The organism is uncultured Dysgonomonas sp. (genome assembly GCF_900079725.1).
Taxonomy (GTDB): Bacteria; Bacteroidota; Bacteroidia; order Bacteroidales; family Dysgonomonadaceae; genus Dysgonomonas.
On sequence record NZ_LT599032.1, the window covers coordinates 3487634 to 3505112 of the forward strand.

Below are 17479 nucleotides of genomic sequence, written 5' to 3' on the forward strand. Positions count from 1 at the left end.
CTTTTTGAAAAGCTGTACAAAAATAACAAATTATTTGGCAAGAAAGAAATTTGTTAGTCATTTTTAATGACAAATTATTTGTTATTCTAAGTGATAATCACGTTTTTGTCTGTTTTGTAATGTCTACTTTACTATTTGATGTTTTTAGTTAAAAAGATCATAAAAATGCATAATCTTTATCTATATAAGAAACTCTTAGTATCTCGTTCTATGAAAAGTTGATATCGGAAAGCAAATATGGACTGAATGAAGAAAAATATATGCAGAAGTTTGTTTGCAGTTTATTTTTTGGATAAATAAATACAATCTCCGGTGATTGTTAGCTGCAAACTATTGACCATAAATTGAAATAGTTATTAACTTTGTGCCCAATAATTGTATTACGTGTAAATGGCAGATTCTCTTAAAAGGAAAACAGGTGTAGCTTTGTTCTGGAGCTTTATTGATAAAGGCGGACAGCAGATTATTACGCTGGTTTTCTTTTATATTCTCGTTCGTCTGATATCTAAAGAAGATATCGGGACGGTAAATTTGCTGGCGATCTTTACCATTATTTCGGGCATGTTGCAGGAAAGTGGTTATTCATCGGCACTGATCCGCAAAAAGGAAGTGCATCCAGAAGAATATACCTCTGTTTTTTATTTCAATATAGTAATCAGCCTTAGCCTGTACACTATTCTATTCTTTTGTGCGCCTGTTATCAGCTGGTTTTATGAAAAACCTGTATTGACAGATTTGGCGCGTTTTGTATTCCTGGCCTTTGTCTTCAATGCATTTGCAATTATACAGAATGTAAATCTGGTGAGAGAAATGAATTTCAAACTCAATACACGGATTACGCTTGTTGCATGGTGTGTATCGGGATTGATAGCAATATTGATGGCGTACAACGGATACGGAATATGGAGTATGGCAGCTCAGCAGGTTTTACAAAGTTTTATCAGAAGCTCATTGTTATGGATTTTTGTAAAATGGAGGCCAAGTGGGAAATTTGTCTTCCTGCATATAAAAAAAATGTCGTCTTATAGCATAAATCTTCTGATATCCGGACTGTTCGGACAAATATGTAACAATATATCACCCCTGATTATCGGTAAAAAGTTCTCTATACCCCAGGTGGCCTCATACAGTCAGGGGCTAAAGCTGACAAATATACCGCAGTCGGTTATCAGCGACGGGATGCGGAGTGTAGCTTATCCACTGTTGTCGAAGATAGGAGAAGATGACGAAAGAAGCAAGAAGGCGTACCGGAAAGTTATGCGTATAACATCCTTTATCTCTTTTCCTGTGGCTATGCTGCTCATAGTAACGGCGAGCCCGATAGTTTCTATCTATCTGCCTCCCGAATGGACGGATGTAATTCCTATATTGCAAGTATTGGCTATCGGAGGGGCTTTCTTACCGCACTTCGGACTTATTTCATCACTGCTCCAATTCAAAGGGGAATCGAAATTGCTGCTAAAGATTGAAGCGTGTAAAAACGTGCTTATACTGGTTGCTATTGCCATTGGTGTACAATTTGGCATACAAGGACTGGTAACAGGATTAAGCCTTGTAAATGTACTGGCTTTTTTTGCAGGTATATATATAGCCGGGAAACGTATATCATACTCATTTATGGAAATACTGAAGGATACCATACCATACGTTATTATATCAGTGGTTTCATTCGCTCCTTTTGTTATGCTTTATATAAGCAGACTGGAAAATGTATTTTTATTACTTATTATTCCTGCGATCATGGGAAGCTGTCTTTACCTTCTCATAATGAAGGTTTTTGGTTCGGTTATTATGCAGGAAACAATCGATTTTGTGAAACTCTCTTATAACAAAACCTTTAAACGATAATAATATGCCTAAAGTTTCCATCTTGATGCCTGTTTATAATGCCGGACAGTACTTGTCGCAGGCCATAGACAGCATACGCTCCCAGAGCTTTAAGGATTGGGAACTGATACTTGTCAATGACGGCTCTACAGACGATAGTGAAGCGATTATATGCGGCTATAATGACAATAGGATATATTATGTAAAGAACCCTGTAAATCTGGGATTGATAAAGACGCTCAATAAGGGGATCGGCCTATGTGGAGGTGAATACATCGCCCGTATGGACGCGGATGACATCTCTCTTACCGAACGACTGAGAATACAGGCTGACTTTCTGGATACTCATCCCGGTTATCTGATGTGTGGGACTAACGCCTCCGTTATCAACAATAAGGGTGAGAGAACCGGAAAAATAAGAAATCTCCAGGATAATGATTTTTTGCAAATCAATCTTTTATTCTCTCCGCCGTTTATTCATCCTACTGTAATGATTCGCCGCGAAGTGTTGGAGAAGAACAGGTATGATGAAGCATATAAGCATGTGGAAGACTACGAACTCTGGTGCCGGATAGCAAAACAGGGGAAGATCGCTAATCTGAAAGACGAGTTGTTCGCTTATCGCTGGCATGACAGCAACGTATCTGTACTGAATAACGAGATACAGGATAGGCTGAAAGATAAGATTATCTCTGCTGAATTGGGAGCATTGGATATCGTCCCTACCGAACACGAATTGTATTGCCATAAAGTAACTTTCCGGCTATATAATATGGGAAACCGGCAAGAGGTGTCCGTTTCACAGTTCAATGACGTTTCCGCTTGGTTTTCGAAACTTATCCGGAAAAATGGAGAAACGGGCAGATACAACGGGGAGGATCTCATCGCATTTCTTTGGGCTCGTTGGATTGTTCTTTGTATATCCCAGAAGAAGTACATGAGAATGATACCTCCATTTGCTTCACTAAAACCATCTGTATTTATAAAATTATTGAAACTGATACTATTCTTAAAGAATAAATGAACGAAACCGAAGATTTAAAAGCAATATACAATCCTGAAGGTTCTGAATTAAGGACATTACAGTTAAAGATGCTCGATATACTTGTTGTAGTAACAGATGTCTGCGACAAACATAATCTGCCATATTGGGTTAGTGGGGGAACGTTACTGGGGGCTGTCCGTCACGGAGGATTTATCCCGTGGGATGATGATATTGACATAGAATTGCTTCGTTCTGATTATCTGAAGCTGCTAAGGATTTTGCCCAAGGAACTGCCGGATAATCTCTATTTGCAAACACCAAAAGAGAAAAGCTACAGACTACTTTTTTCCAAAGTAAGGGACAGGTATTCTATTGTACATTCCGAAGAAGAGGATATGGCAAGATATAAGGAAAAGGGAATCTTTATTGATATTTTTTCTGAGGAGAGAAGCTACAGATGGATGAAGGATATTGTCGATTTCTTTTATGGCAGGGCATTCAGACGATTGAAAAGAGGAAGGCCGTTGCACTCATTACAGTTCTTCTATGAATATGCCACTTCGTTAGTCTTATATCCTCTAGGAGTCATGCTTATATGGATTGCCAGAGGAATCTGTACTATTACCAAACCGGATAATATATTACATAGCTATGGTATAGGGAACTCAACCAATCATAATGCCCGGTATATGTTCCCTGTGGGGAAAGTCACGTTCGAAGGAAAGGAGTTTTCCGCCCCGAAAGAAGTAGATACATACTTGAGAAAACAATACGGAAATTATATGACCGTTCCCCCTAAGGAAAAGCGTGCCACACATTTCTTAAAGGTAGAATATATCTGATATTATCAGATACCCATCTCTTTAAATAACTTCGCTTCGCGCTGTTTGGCCTTCTCTATTGATGCGGGATTCTTCGAATCAATGCCGTATTTGGCTGGGGCAGGTATAATCAATTTTGTTCCGAGTGCGATATTATTTGCATTTTTGATGACAGCCTTATTTTCTTCATAGATATATACCCAAAAAGATTTATGACCGTAGTGTTCCAAAGCTATGTTACGAAGGGTATGGCCACTTCGTATAGTTTCTGTAGCCAGAGGTTTGGCAGAATCTTTAACCGGCTGGGCAGCAACCTTTACGTCTTCATTCTTTGGCTCGGTTTTCGGTAATTTTGTTTCCTGCTGAGGCTCTTTCTTGGTTTCCTGAGCAACATCCTTTATCTGAGATGAATCTTGCCTCTGGGTAAGAGAATCGACCGGTGATTTTTTATCAAAAACAATTACCACTTTTTTACTCTTATCTACAGCAGGCTGTCCTGTTAAAAATGCTGCCAACTCTTGAAAATAGTATCCACCAATAGCAAACGCAGCTAAAATAAGTAGTATTACAAAGCCCAAAGAGATAAAGCGTCTGCGCTTAGACTTCTTTCTATGATTGTAAAACATAGATTCAATGTCAGTACTGGCAGAAGGTGTCTTGAATGTCTCAACTATCTCTTCCTGAATTGTTTCGGGAGCGTTTGTTACGGTGTTTTCTTTTTCGGTATCTATTTCAGCCTCTTCTTTAGCTTCTGTTATGGCAGACTCAGCTTCAGCTTCTGTTTGTATCTCTGGATCAGAAGTTTCTTCTACTATTTCATTTGCTTCGATAGCTTTTTCCTCCGATTTCTCAGAAACAGTGATGTATTCTGTAATTTCTTCTTCGATGGAGCTTGTCTCAGTACTATCGTCCTGTTCTTCGGTAATATCCTCTTCGGTTTCGTTTTCTACATTTTCGAAAGAAACCCCATCTTCGAGAACAACACTCTCGAAATGAGCGAAAGGCTTATTGATAGCTTCTTTTAGTGATTTGTCAGGCGTGAAGCTAAGTTTGTAATGAGCCGGAATCTCAATTGCTTCCCCTGTATTTACATCCACACTTTTGCGTGCGTTTACCTTTACCAGTTTGAATACACCGAAGTCCTTTATCCGTACCGGATCATTGCTTTCTATACTCTCTGAGATAACAGCAATGAGTTCCCGTAAAAAGGTTTCTGCCTCCTTTTTCGCTATTCCCTGTTTTTTTGCCAGAAGGTCAATTAAATCCTGTAGACTAAGCCGTTCATTCATTTACTTCCAGATTTTTAAGGTTATCTTTTATTGTTTGTCCGGGACGAAATGCCAATGAGATTTTAGGAGGAACAAGGAAACGCTGTTTTGATACAGGGTTAACGGATATCCGTTCCCCTTTTTTCTTCGTTTCAAAAAGACCGAATCCCTGAATGTTGATGGAGTTCCCATCTTCAAGATTGCTATTAATTATGGAAACAGTAGCTTCCAATACTTCGGAAGTCTGTCGTTGCGTCCACCCTAACCGTTTAGCCAATGCAGCTATTAATTCCTGGTTTGTCATAGCATTTGTATTTAGATTTAAATCACTTCTCCATATAGATCGAATGGCTGGGCACCCGTTATACTGACATTGTAAAAGTCCCCAATATTAAGCATTTTATTTTTCTTAATCAATACTTCAGGGTCTACTTCGGGTGAATCATACTGAGTACGGCCGATATAATAGTCTGATTCTTCCCTGTCTACAATCACTTTAAGGGTATTGCCTATCTTCTGCTCATTAATATCGAGAGCTATCCGTTCTTGCAGAGCCATCAGGACATCCATCCGTTCCTGTTTTACTGCATCTGATATTTCATCCCTGTAGTGGGCATAGGCATATGTCCCATCTTCATGTGAATAAGGGAATGCACCCATCCTATCGAAGCGTACATCCTTTACAAATTGGAGCAGTTCCTCAAAGTCTTTATGCGATTCTCCGGGATGTCCCACCATAAGGGTGGTACGGATATGAATGCCGGGGACTTCTTCCCTGATACGCCTTATCAGGTCATATGTCTGCTCTTTCGTAATATTGCGGCGCATCTTTTTCAGCATATTGTCGCTGATATGTTGCAGCGCGATATCTAAATATTTACACACATTATCGTTCTCGCGCATCACCCGTAACAGATCGTAAGGGAAGTTCGCCGGATATGCATAATGTAAGCGTATCCATTCCACGCCTTCAATTTTTGCTATGCGATCAATCAATTCCGGTAACTTCGCCTGCTTGTAATTGTCCAAACCGTAATATGACAGATCCTGTGCGATAACCTGAAACTCTTTTACACCGGAAGCAACCAGATGCCTGACCTCTTCCTCTACTTCTTCTATCTGCCTGGACTGATGCTTTCCTGTCATAATCGGGATAGAGCAATAAGAACAGGCACGGTTACAGCCTTCCGAAATTTTCAGATAAGCGTAATGTGAAGGAGTGGTTATGTTGCGTTCCAGTGCCAACTCCTTATGATATGATTTACCCAGATCGGAGATGAGGGCTTTCCATCCAAATTTTCCGTAAAAGCTGTCTACTTCGGGTATTTCCGTCTTTAATTCCTCCATATACCTGTCGGTAAGGCAGCCCATTACAAACAACTTATTCAGTTTTCGCTCTTTTTTAGCCTCTGCAAACTCAAGAATCATATTGATAGATTCTTCCTTTGCATCACCTATAAAGCCGCATGTATTTATAACTACGATTTCTCCTTCCGACTTATCCGGATCATGTTTTACGGTGTAGCCGTTTGCCAACAATTGTTTCATCAATAACTCGGAGTCTACCAGATTTTTAGAACAACCAAGCGTGATGACATCTATTCTGTTTTTCTTCATTTCTTATTCTCCAAAGAGACTGTTGACAAACTCGCGACGGCGAAATACCTGAAGATCGTCAATACCCTCTCCTAAACCTATATATTTTACCGGTATCTTGAATTGATCGGAAATACCAATTACGACACCTCCTTTTGCAGTACCGTCCAGTTTTGTGATAGCCAAAGCTGTAACGTCGGTAGCAGCAGTAAACTGTGTAGCTTGTTCGAACGCGTTCTGTCCGGTAGAGCCGTCGAGTACAAGTAATACTTCATGCGGTGCTCCCGGAACTATTTTATCCATTACTTTTTTTATTTTCGAAAGCTCGTTCATCAAACCGATTTTGTTATGGAGCCGTCCTGCCGTATCTATTATTACAACATCGGCATTGTTCGATTTTGCAGAGCTTAATGTATCAAAAGCCACAGAAGCCGGATCGGAACCCATTGCCTGTTTTATGACCGGAACACCTACGCGCTCGCCCCAGATAACCAGTTGCTCAACGGCTGCGGCCCGGAATGTGTCGGCTGCACCAAGATAGACGGACTTGCCTGCTTTCTTGAACTGATTTGCCAGCTTGCCGATAGTAGTTGTTTTACCAACACCGTTAACTCCAACAACCATGATTACATATGGTTTTGCTGTTTCCGGAACAGAGAAATCATCATTGTCTACTGCATTATTTTCAGTCAATAAATCAGCGATTTCTTCCCGTAGTATATTTTTCAACTCTTTGTCGTCTACATACTTATCCTTTGCTGCCCGTTTTTCGATACGTTCGATAATCTTCAATGTAGTGTTTACCCCTACATCGGACATGATCAACACTTCTTCGAGTTGATCGAGTACATCATCGTCTACTTTCGATTTTCCGGCAATAACACGTGATAGTTTGGAAAACATTGACTCTTTAGTCTTTTCCAATCCTTTATCAAGCGTTTCCTTCTTTTGTTTCGAAAAGAAATCAAATAATCCCATAGATTTTATTCTTCTGATTATATAGATAAAAATAAATCAATCTCTTAAGCCTTGCGGCTGTTCGGCATTTTTACCTTCTGCAAAGCTACGAAATGGATAATAAAAAACCTCCCTGCATAAGAATGAAGGAGGTGTTTTAAATATTTTTAACAAGACTATTTTGCGAAATAATCTTTTACTGATTCGTTTGGAACCATTTCTTCTTTAAATGTGTAAGCGCCTGTTTTAGGAGACTTTACCATTTTGATTACTTTAGCATAGTTACGACCGTCTTTTGCTGATGGGTCACGATAACCTGCGACTGTTTTCTTTGCCATGGTTTATCTTGTTTTACTTGATTTCTTTATGTACAGTTACTCTTTTCAATATAGGATTGTACTTTTTCAGTTCCAATCTCTCTGTAGTATTTTTTCTGTTCTTGGTAGTAATATAACGGGATGTGCCCGGCATACCACTGGCTTTGTGCTCTGTGCACTCCATTATTACCTGGATTCTGTTTCCTTTTGCTTTCTTAGCCATTTCCTGTTCCTCCTAAATTAAGCGTTTAAATAACCATCTGCGGCCGCTCTTTTGATTGCAGCGTCCAATCCAATTTTATTGATTGTACGAAGGCCTGCAGCTGAAACATTCAGGCTAACCCAACAATCTTCTTCTACCCAGTAGAATTTCTTTTTAAAAAGATTGACATTAAATTTTCTCTTTGTCTTTCTGTTAGAGTGAGAAACATTATTGCCAACCATAGCTTTTTTTCCTGTAATTTGACAAATCTTGGACATCGCTATTGTGTTTTATATGTTTATTTTTATATTATATCCTATCCAAATCGGGATGCAAATTTAGTCATATTTTTCAAACCTACAAATATTTATATCGTTAAAGTTCTTTTTATTTCCAGTTTCTGCTGAACTAATCCTCTTAATGTGATTACTATAAACTATTTTTAATTAATTTTGCGGGGAGATTTACAAAACGCATCTGACTATCTTAGTCATAACAGAATACCAACACATGCTTTTCAATAGTTTTATATTCATTATATTATTAGCCATCACTTTCGGCTTATATTATATACCCAGACTAGGCAGATACCAGATACTTATTCTTATAGCCGCCAGTCTGATTTTCTATTCATATGACCAGCCGGCTTTTGTCCTGCTATTATTGCTTTCAGCCGGAATAAATATCATCACCAGCTATTATGTAGTTTACGGAAATCCGAAGAAACGAAAAGCTCTCGCTCTGGGTGGGGTTATTATCAACCTCTGTATCCTTGCTTTTTTTAAGTACAGCCCGCTTATATCCTATACGCTGTTGGATCCGTCCACATCTTTAGGCAATTTCTTGTTACATATACCTTTACCCATCGGAATATCTTTTTTTACATTCGAGGGTATCAGCCTGTTGATAGATGTATGGAAAGAGAAGTATGTAGATAATAAACAAATCGTAAACAAATCGCTGGCCAAGCATGCCCAACATACTTTATTCTTTATATCGTTCTTTCCTCATCTTGTCTCAGGGCCGATATTAAAGGCGCATGACTTTTTTCCGCAAATGGAACAAAAATTCCTGCGTGGAATAGACTGGGAAGCTGCTGTCAAAGCGCTTATTTTGGGATACTTCTTAAAGATGGTAGTCGCCGATAATCTGAAAGACTTTACCGACTGGATGGGGATACCTACTGCTCTATCGTCTGTTACACTCCTTTATCTTGTGTTTGCATATTCCTGTCAGATATTTGCTGATTTTGCGGGGTACTCACTCATTGCTATCGGGCTGGCTAAACTGTTTTGTTATAACTTCAATATTAACTTTAATTTTCCTTATATAGCCACTTCTTTTAAAGAATTCTGGAAGCGTTGGCATATCTCGTTATCCACCTTCCTTATGGAGTATCTTTATTTTCCTCTGGGTGGAAACAGGAAAGGTAAGGCCCGGACATATATCAACCTTATGATAACAATGACCCTCGGCGGACTCTGGCATGGAGCCTCATGGGCTTTTGCGTTGTGGGGATTTACTCACGGGGCTTTGCTAGCAGTGGAACGTTTTATTGTAGATAAAACAAAGTCGGAAGGAAATAAAGCGGTTCGCTTTATGCGGGGAGTCGTCGTATTTATAGTTGTGTCTTTCCTTTGGTTGTTTTTCAAGCTGTCATACAAAATGACAGTAGTTTTCCTAACTACGATGAAGGACAATATATCGAACGATATCAGCCCTTACGACATACATCTCATTACATTTATTTCTCTCTATTCGCTGCCCGTAGTTCTTTATCACATAGCATATCTGTGTAAAGGCTCACGTATATGGCAGCCGATAAAGAAATATGAATATATATTTTATGGTATTATGCTGTTTCTGATTACCACAAATAGTGGAACAACATCTTCTTTTATTTATTTCCAATTCTAAAAGAGCAGAGCCATGATAAAGAAAACATTCATTACATTCCTTATTATATTCATGCTATACAGCATCTTTTGGATATTACATACCCCTAAGACTATTATAGCACAGGAGCATTGGCAGGAGAACCAGATCACAGCTCAGAATTATCTGTATGGAGATTTGGATTCTGTAGAAAATCTGATTATAGGTACATCTTTGTCGCGTGCTTTAATAATGGATAGTCTTCCCGGATTTTTCAATCTTTCACTCAATGGTGAATTGCCTTTTCAGGGTCTGGACGTAATGGAAAAGAAAGGTATATATCCCAAGCGGGTATTTATTGAGACTAACCGAATTTTCTCATGGTTCAACAAGGGACTATTCAATGAAATATTATATAGTCCTGTACTATATACTCTAAGAACTCCATTTCCTGTTCTGCGTGATGGGAGGCAACCAATATTAATTGCCGCGACAAGTGTCGAATCTATGTTTGTCGATAGAAGGATATTTTACACGGCTCTGTACGACAGAGCTATCCTCTATGGGGGCCGGATAGATATGAATAACGAAGCTGATGTAAGGTTTACATTCCGTGAATATATGGAAAAGCCCAACGCTAAACAGCTGGAAACAGCCATCTCTCTATTGAATCATTACTTCGAAATATTGAAACGGCATAATACCGAAATTATTATTTACGAAATGCCTATAAGCAAGATACTGTGTAATACGCCTAAAATGACAGGGACCCGGGAGCAGATGAGAAAATATTTTCCTCCGGCAGAATATATTTATCTACCCCAGCCTGAATGCCTCGACTACAAGACCTATGACGGAACACATATGGTGAGAGACGAAGCCATAAAATATACTCATCTATTCAAGACACAAGTAGACAGCCTTGTTCGTATGGGTAAATAATATTCGTATCTTTGGCATATGAATAATAAACGTATACTCATCACAGGGGCCAGTGGCTTTATAGGTAGCTTTCTGGTCGAAAAGGCTTTGGAAAAAGGTTATGAAACCTGGGCCGGGATCCGCAAAAGCAGCAATCGCGAATATTTGCAGGATAAGCGTATTCAGTTTATAGCCCTCCCCTTTCAAGATAAAGATAAATTGACAGAGGACTTGCGCCGCTTTGTGTCCGAACACGGGAAATTTGATTATATCATTCATAATGCCGGAGTCACAAAATGTTTAAATCCCAATGATTTCGACAAGGTTAATTTTCAATATACGGCTAACTTTATAGATGCACTCAAAGATGCGGATGCTGTTCCCGAGAAATTTATATTAATGAGCAGCCTCAGTGCATACGGACTTGGAGATGAAATTAATTATATTCCGTTAAGGATAACTGATGTCCCCAATCCCAATACGGCATACGGAAAAAGCAAGCTTAAGGCCGAGATGTATTTGCAATCGACCAGTGATTTTCCATACATCATTTTGCGTCCAACAGGGGTGTACGGCCCGCGCGAAAAGGATTATTTTTTGATGGTAAAGACTGTAAAATCAGGATTGGATGTAGGTGCGGGATTCAGACCTCAGCATTTGACTTTCATATATGTGAAAGATTTGGTCGACGCTGCGTTTCTTGGTTTAGAAAGTGATATTCGCAACGGGGCTTATTTTGTTGCCGATGGAGATGTATATACCGATAAAGAATATACCCGGTTGGTAAAAGAAGCTATAGGCAAAAAACATGTACTTAGCCTGAAGGTTCCTTTATGGCTGTTAAGGGTAATCTCTGCCATAGCTGAAAATGTATCCAGATTGACCAAGAAGCCATCAACCTTAAATAGGGATAAATATAAAATAATGAGGCAGCGTAACTGGGAATGCGACATAACCCCGCTTTCCAACGACCTCCGGTTTTCTCCCAAATACAATTTAAAGAAAGGGTTGGAAGAATCCATAAAATGGTATAAAGAAAACGGCTGGTTATAAGCTGGTTGCAAAATGACACAGGAACAGGATGTTGCACAGCGATAATTAAGTTTAAATTTGACTATATGATACTTATTGTGTATATTTAAAGAATTCTTTGGAGGGAGAACCGATAGTATTTAATTCTTTAAACCTTTAAATAGTAGATATATGTCATTATTTAATTTAAAAGGAAGAGTTGCTGTGATAACAGGAGCATCTTCTGGTTTGGGAAAAAGATTTGCCTGTGCTCTGGCTGAGCAAGGCGCAAATGTGGCAATAATTGCCCGGAGGATTGAACGTCTGGAAGAGAATGCAAAGGAACTGGAAAGATTAGGAGTGGAATGCCTCCCTATCCAATGTGATGCTACCCAAGAGAAAGAAGTAATATCATCCATAAACCAAGCTATCCGGCATTTTGGTAAAATAGATATACTGGTGAACAATGCCGGTATTGCACTTGGAGGTAAAGCTGAGGATGTATCAGGTGAAGACTTTAAGAAAGTGATGGATGTAAATGTCAACGGAGTATTCTATTTTGCGCGCGAAGCAGGTAAGAATATGATAGACAATAAATATGGACGTATAATCAATGTGTCGTCCATGTATGGGAAGGTAGGCAACAAGTTTAGCGCATGCCTTAGTTACCACACATCGAAAGGAGCTGTAGAGAACTTCTCAAGAGCCTTGGCTGCGGAATGGGCAAAGTATAATATCACTGTGAATAATCTGGCTCCGGGCTTCTTCGACTCTGAAATGACAGGAGGATTTATCCATAACGATCATTTTGTGAATTTTGTGAAAAACAGCACTTGTATGGAACGTACAGGCAGAACTGAAGAACTGGATAGTGCCCTGCTATTTTTAGCTGCCGATGAATCAAGTTATATTACCGGACAATCCATTTTCGTAGATGGTGGCTGGACGGCAATCTAAAGCATGAGTCGGATATTGGTAAATTTAATATATATTCGTTTTGTAAGTGGTCGGCTAATAGAAGCTGACCACTTGGTGTTTATTGGTATTTCGTTTACTAATAAATATTTCGAAAAGAAGGATAAATTGACAATATTGAGAGCTGGTACTCCGTTATATATAGATAAATCCATTGGAATATGATTACATACCAATTATCAACTAATGGGCTTTGATAACTCTCTGTCCGAAGTATTTGGTTATCTTTGCACATAAATAAAATTTATAGAAATAAATAATACTTTTCTTTTAATGAAAAAAATCACATTAATCCTAGCTATTCTGACAGTGGTATTAGCTTCTTGTCAGGATAAGAATGCGTATACTATTGAGGGTAATTTCACTGAAAATACATTTGATGGTAAAATGATCTATCTTCAAAAGATAGATAGCATGAGAGCCGAATCATCTTCAGTGATAGATTCAGTAGTATTGAAAGACGGGAAATTCAAGTTCAAAGGAACTACGGATGGTGATCCTATTATGGGTTTTATCTCTGTAGGTAAACTGGAGTCGCCTGAGGCTGAATCTCCGGTAGGAACGCTTATTCTGGAGCCGGGAGCAATAAAGATAACATTAGAAAAAAATGCAGTGAGTACAAGCGGAACCCCAAGGAATGATGAGTTTAATAAGGTTCAGACCGCAATGAATAAGATGGCTGCTTTATATAAGGAAGTAAATGATGCCGGAGGTATACAGGGTGTGGCGGATGCTAATTCGAGAATGCAGGCATTACAGGAAGAAATGCAAAAGGCTAATTTTGAATTTACAAAAGCAAATATGTCGAATAAGGCTGGTGAATTTTTGTTTTATTCTTCTGCTTCGATGTTTACAATGGAACAACTGAAAGAATTATTGCCTTTGGCAGACAGTACTTTCCGTAATACTCCGGAGATGAAAGCTCTGGAAAAAGAGTTGAACAGGGTAGTGCCTGAAGTAGGCCAACCGTTTGCTGATGTACAGTTGGTAGATATGACCGGTAAGGCTGTTGCCTTGTCCGAATATGCAGGCAAAAGCAAATGTGTTGTTATCGATTTCTGGGCTTCGTGGTGTGGTCCGTGTATTCAGGAAATGCCGGGTCTGATAAAAACCTATAATGCATATAAAGCCAAAGGTCTTGAGATTGTTGGGATATCTGTCGATGAAGACAGGCAAGCATGGCTCAATGCCGTGAAGACTCACAAAATGACATGGATACAGTTAGCTGATGATACAAAATCTGCCTCAGAACTATATGGTGTAAACACTATACCGCATACTGTTTTGTTAGACGGAAATGGTGTGATCGTAGCTAAAGACCTGCGAGGAGCTGCACTGGAAGCTAAGATTGCAGAAATACTCAATTAAACAATATAATTGCATTCCTTGTTCTAATATTAATGGTTTGAGTAATTTATTCGAGAACTTATATATTAACTGTCTTATTTATTAATAAAATGAAGAAAATTATATTATCACTATCAGCTGTACTGATATTGGCTACATCTTGTGGGGAAAAAGACCAGTTCACTATCCATGGTACAATAGCTGGAGCATCTGATAGCACAAAGGTGTATTTACAAACACTGGAGGATAATTGGAGAGATCAGGTTGCAATCGATTCTGCTTATGTAACTAATGGTAAATTTGAGTTTAAAGGGCTGGCAAAGGAAGGTGCGAAAGTTCATTTCATAGCATTGGCTAAACCTACGGATATAGTGAAAAGACCGGTTTTGTTGGTTGTGGAACCCGGACAGATAGAAGTTGCACTGGATAGTGTTTCTACTATTAAAGGAACGGCTTCAAATGATGCTTACCAGGGTTTGAATACCAAACTAAGCGGATTTGACACGGAACTAAAAGCAGTATTTGAAAAATCGAAACTGGATACGTCTAAGGTTGTAAAGGCAGAACTCGAAAAACAATATGAAGAAATCGATGGTCAGAAGACTAAAGAGATATATAATTATGTGAAAGCTAATATACAAAGCCAGATAGGTGCCTATATATTTGCATCCAGATCATATCTGTTTACTTTAGATCAGATGAAAGAGTTATTTGCATCTGTAAAACCTGAATATAAAACGAACGAAAGGATGGCAAAACTGGAGGCACGTATACAGGCGCTGGATGCAACTTCGGAAGGTAAAGTGTTCACAGACCTAAAAGGGAAGACCCCTGACGGGAAAGATGCAGCGCTGTCTGATTATGCAGGTAAGGGTAAATATGTGCTTGTTGACTTTTGGGCATCATGGTGTCCTCCATGCCGTGCCGAAATGCCAAAACTGGTAGAGGCATACAAGCAATTTGGAACAAAGGATTTTGAGATTGTAGGTATTTCGTTAGATAGAACCAATGAGGACTGGGTAAAAGGAATTAAAGACCTTGGTATTACATGGCCTCAGATATCCGACCTGAAATTCTGGGATAGCGAGCTGGCCGGAGCTTACGGGGTGAATTCTATACCTCACCTTGTACTGCTCGACAAAGACGGTAAGATTATCGCTCGCGGAATAAGCGCGGATGAAGCTGTTGCTAAACTGACTGAATTGCTTAAATAATAAAGCTATAAAATAAGAAAAGAGCTTATCGGTAATGATAAGCTCTTTTTGTATTCATATACTTGTAAGTTTTACTCTTTCCTTGCTATCCTAACTCCGATTTTCTCAATACCTTTCAGTTGTTGATCGCGCATACCATGTCCTATTATTATCTGATGGTTACGTTTTTTCTTAAAGATAATATTATCATCAAAAATAAAAGACGCTTGATATAACGTGCCAAACCCTGAACCTGTCCACTTCCCGAATTTATCAGCCAACATAAACTCTTTTTCCAGTTTTGTAAATACAGAGTCGTTATAAATGTCTGATTGTACAAAGAACCAGATGTTTTGATACGGGTAGTTCACATTGTTGGTCACCTCAAAATGTATGGTATATGGAACGTTCAATTCGAAAACAGTGGAATCTATATCAAATATGAGCTTATCATTTTGTGCCCATTCCGCATCTTTTATTTCATGGAAACGATAATATACCTCCTGCTTATTGCAGGAGATAGCTATGATAGTTAACAGTATGCCGCATAAGACAGATAAAGGCTTATGCATCAGGCTTTTTCTGGTCAGGCTTCCCATTTCTGTTATGTCTGTTTCTGTCGTTCCTGTTATTCTTATGATTATTGTTTTTATTCTGGTTTTGGTTTTGGTTCTGATTCTGTTGATTATTGTTTTCAGTCCTGTTGTTATTGTTTGGCCTGGCATTCGGGTTTGCATTTGCCTGCTTGTTGTTATTAGCTTGTTTGTTGCTATTATCCGGCCGGTTATTTCCTCCCTGGTTGTTTGGAGAGCCTTGTCCGCTATTTTCAGACCTGTTCTTTACAAACTTCTTCTTTTTATTATTCCGGTTATTGTTGCCACTGTTATTGTCGAAGCGATTGATGTTTTCCTGCAATATATCGTGCGAAGTAACTTTTTCTGCCTGTTCCTGAGGCTCTGTGGTAAGATGTGTCGGCTTGCCTCCCTGTTTATTGATTCTGATTATTTCATACACCCGGTCTTTAGGCAGTGTAACAAGATTTGCCGCAAAATGCTTGTCGGTAGAGTATGTCATTTCACCCGAAAGGATATCAGTCTTGAAATGGTAGAATGAAGCATCTTTCGTTTCCAGAACCACTTCTCTTGAAGGCAATTTCCGTTGAGCCTCCACATAAGTATCTACTTCGAAATTGAGGCAGCATTTCAATTTACCACACTGTCCGGCAAGCTTTTGAGGGTTTAGCGGAATATCCTGCAAGCGTGCTGCCGATGTAGAGACCGAAACGAAATTAGACATGGAACTGGAGCAGCACAATTCGCGGCCGCATGGGCCAATACCACCTACACGTCCGGCTTCCTGACGCGCACCGATCTGCTTCATTTCTATTTTTACACGGAATTCCGATGCATATACTTTTATCAATTGGCGGAAGTCTACCCGCTCATCGGCTATATAGTAGAAAATAGCTTTGTTGCCATCTCCCTGAAATTCCACATCACTGATTTTCATGGCCAGGTTCAATTCTTCGGCTATTTCCCGCGCACGGAGCATCGTTTTGTGCTCTTTGGCTCTGGCCTCATTCCATTTGTCTATATCAGTTTGCTTTGCAATGCGATAGATACGTTTGGTTTCGCCACGATAATTATTTTTAAGCATTTGCAGCTGAACCAGCTTTCCTGTCAGGGTTACTTCACCTATATCGTGTCCCGGAGATGCCTCCACTGCTACAATATCGCCCCTGTATATCTCTACATTGTTGCTGTTCAGGTAATAACCTTTTCGTGTATTCTTGAACTGTACTTCTACCATTTGTGATTCTCCGGCAACTTCAGGTAAATCCTGTAGCCAGTTGTAAACTTCCAGCTTATTTGTTCCCGAGCAGCAAGAACCGCCCTTCTTGGAGCAGCCGCCTCCTGATTTACATGAACAACCGCCACCCGACTTGCACGAGCAGCTTCCTCCGGAACTACAGCCCCCACCTGAGCCGCATCCGCAACTCTTAGAGGCTACAGCATATTCTGTTTCAGTACCCATTGTTTCCAAAGCTTTTTTGTTCGCTCTGGCACAGGTACATCCCACGGGCGTTTTGCAGGTACCCTGGCAATCGTGTGGGACAAATGTATTTTGATTTTCCATTATATATTTATTTTAATTGATTAAGACAAAGCCCCTTTTATGGCTTTA

Annotated in this window: 18 protein-coding genes; 9 read left to right on the top strand and 9 right to left on the bottom strand. The window is 39.4% G+C overall.

Translation table 11 applies throughout. The features are described from left to right. Positions 1-390 precede the first annotated feature (390 nt). The 3 genes from QZL88_RS14695 to QZL88_RS14705 are packed head-to-tail and all read left to right on the top strand — an operon-like array spanning position 391 to position 3654. Positions 391-1848 (top strand): lipopolysaccharide biosynthesis protein, encoded by a 1458-nt coding sequence (locus tag QZL88_RS14695; RefSeq protein WP_296942271.1) that lies wholly within the window; start codon positions 391-393, stop codon positions 1846-1848. Positions 1849-1852: 4 nt separating this feature from the next. Beyond that, positions 1853-2851 (top strand): glycosyltransferase, encoded by a 999-nt coding sequence (locus tag QZL88_RS14700; protein WP_296942272.1) that lies wholly within the window; start codon positions 1853-1855, stop codon positions 2849-2851. Then, entirely contained in the window at positions 2848-3654 is an 807-nt protein-coding gene (locus tag QZL88_RS14705; protein ID WP_296942274.1) for a LicD family protein, read from the top strand. Before QZL88_RS14700 ends, QZL88_RS14705 begins: the two co-directional genes overlap by 4 nt. A 5-nt stretch (positions 3655-3659) precedes the next feature. Here the strand turns inward: QZL88_RS14705 and QZL88_RS14710 are convergent, their stop codons facing one another. From QZL88_RS14710 to rpmB, 7 genes are all read right to left on the bottom strand, one after another. After that, positions 3660-4922, bottom strand: a complete 1263-nt coding sequence (locus QZL88_RS14710) for an HU family DNA-binding protein (protein ID WP_296942277.1) — start codon at positions 4920-4922, stop codon at positions 3660-3662. After that, positions 4915-5205, bottom strand: coding sequence for an HU family DNA-binding protein (locus QZL88_RS14715; RefSeq protein ID WP_006801309.1), 291 nt, complete (start codon positions 5203-5205; stop codon positions 4915-4917). The genes QZL88_RS14710 and QZL88_RS14715 overlap by 8 nt, the downstream gene beginning before the upstream one ends. A 17-nt stretch (positions 5206-5222) precedes the next feature. Continuing rightward, the gene (gene rimO, locus QZL88_RS14720) at positions 5223-6518 is read right to left on the bottom strand and encodes a 30S ribosomal protein S12 methylthiotransferase RimO (protein WP_296942281.1); all 1296 of its coding nucleotides are present in this window, start codon (positions 6516-6518) and stop codon (positions 5223-5225) included. A 3-nt stretch (positions 6519-6521) separates the two neighbouring features. Further along, positions 6522-7475: a signal recognition particle-docking protein FtsY gene (ftsY, locus tag QZL88_RS14725; RefSeq protein ID WP_006801311.1), complete on the bottom strand. Its 954-nt coding sequence runs from the start codon at positions 7473-7475 to the stop codon at positions 6522-6524. 155 nt (positions 7476-7630) lie between these two features. After that, positions 7631-7792, bottom strand: coding sequence for a DUF4295 domain-containing protein (locus QZL88_RS14730; RefSeq protein WP_006801312.1), 162 nt, complete (start codon positions 7790-7792; stop codon positions 7631-7633). 13 nt (positions 7793-7805) lie between these two features. Next, on the bottom strand, positions 7806-7994 hold the full coding sequence (rpmG, locus tag QZL88_RS14735; RefSeq protein WP_006801313.1) for a 50S ribosomal protein L33: 189 nt from the start codon (positions 7992-7994) through the stop codon (positions 7806-7808). A 17-nt stretch (positions 7995-8011) separates the two neighbouring features. Beyond that, on the bottom strand, positions 8012-8251 hold the full coding sequence (gene rpmB, locus QZL88_RS14740) for a 50S ribosomal protein L28 (protein WP_006801314.1): 240 nt from the start codon (positions 8249-8251) through the stop codon (positions 8012-8014). A 232-nt stretch (positions 8252-8483) separates the two neighbouring features. Between rpmB and QZL88_RS14745 the strand changes: the two genes are divergently transcribed. The 6 genes from QZL88_RS14745 to QZL88_RS14770 all read left to right on the top strand — a co-directional run bounded on the left by QZL88_RS14745 (position 8484) and on the right by QZL88_RS14770 (position 15316). Beyond that, the gene (locus QZL88_RS14745) at positions 8484-9890 is read left to right on the top strand and encodes an MBOAT family O-acyltransferase (RefSeq protein ID WP_296942286.1); all 1407 of its coding nucleotides are present in this window, start codon (positions 8484-8486) and stop codon (positions 9888-9890) included. A 12-nt stretch (positions 9891-9902) separates the two neighbouring features. Next, entirely contained in the window at positions 9903-10790 is an 888-nt protein-coding gene (locus tag QZL88_RS14750) for a hypothetical protein (RefSeq protein WP_296942288.1), read from the top strand. Positions 10791-10808: 18 nt separating this feature from the next. Beyond that, on the top strand, positions 10809-11822 hold the full coding sequence (locus QZL88_RS14755) for an NAD(P)-dependent oxidoreductase (protein WP_296942291.1): 1014 nt from the start codon (positions 10809-10811) through the stop codon (positions 11820-11822). A gap of 150 nt (positions 11823-11972) precedes the next feature. Further along, positions 11973-12737, top strand: a complete 765-nt coding sequence (locus QZL88_RS14760) for an SDR family oxidoreductase (protein ID WP_296942293.1) — start codon at positions 11973-11975, stop codon at positions 12735-12737. A 291-nt stretch (positions 12738-13028) separates the two neighbouring features. Then, entirely contained in the window at positions 13029-14123 is a 1095-nt protein-coding gene (locus QZL88_RS14765; RefSeq protein ID WP_296942295.1) for a TlpA disulfide reductase family protein, read from the top strand. Between the two features lie 89 nt (positions 14124-14212). Continuing rightward, entirely contained in the window at positions 14213-15316 is a 1104-nt protein-coding gene (locus QZL88_RS14770) for a TlpA disulfide reductase family protein (protein WP_296942297.1), read from the top strand. Between the two features lie 71 nt (positions 15317-15387). On the opposite strand, the gene QZL88_RS14775 is transcribed toward QZL88_RS14770, so the two are convergent. Further along, positions 15388-15867 (bottom strand): gliding motility lipoprotein GldH, encoded by a 480-nt coding sequence (locus QZL88_RS14775; RefSeq protein ID WP_296942299.1) that lies wholly within the window; start codon positions 15865-15867, stop codon positions 15388-15390. After that, positions 15860-17431: a regulatory iron-sulfur-containing complex subunit RicT gene (ricT, locus tag QZL88_RS14780; RefSeq protein ID WP_296942301.1), complete on the bottom strand. Its 1572-nt coding sequence runs from the start codon at positions 17429-17431 to the stop codon at positions 15860-15862. Before ricT ends, QZL88_RS14775 begins: the two co-directional genes overlap by 8 nt. Positions 17432-17479 lie beyond the last annotated feature (48 nt).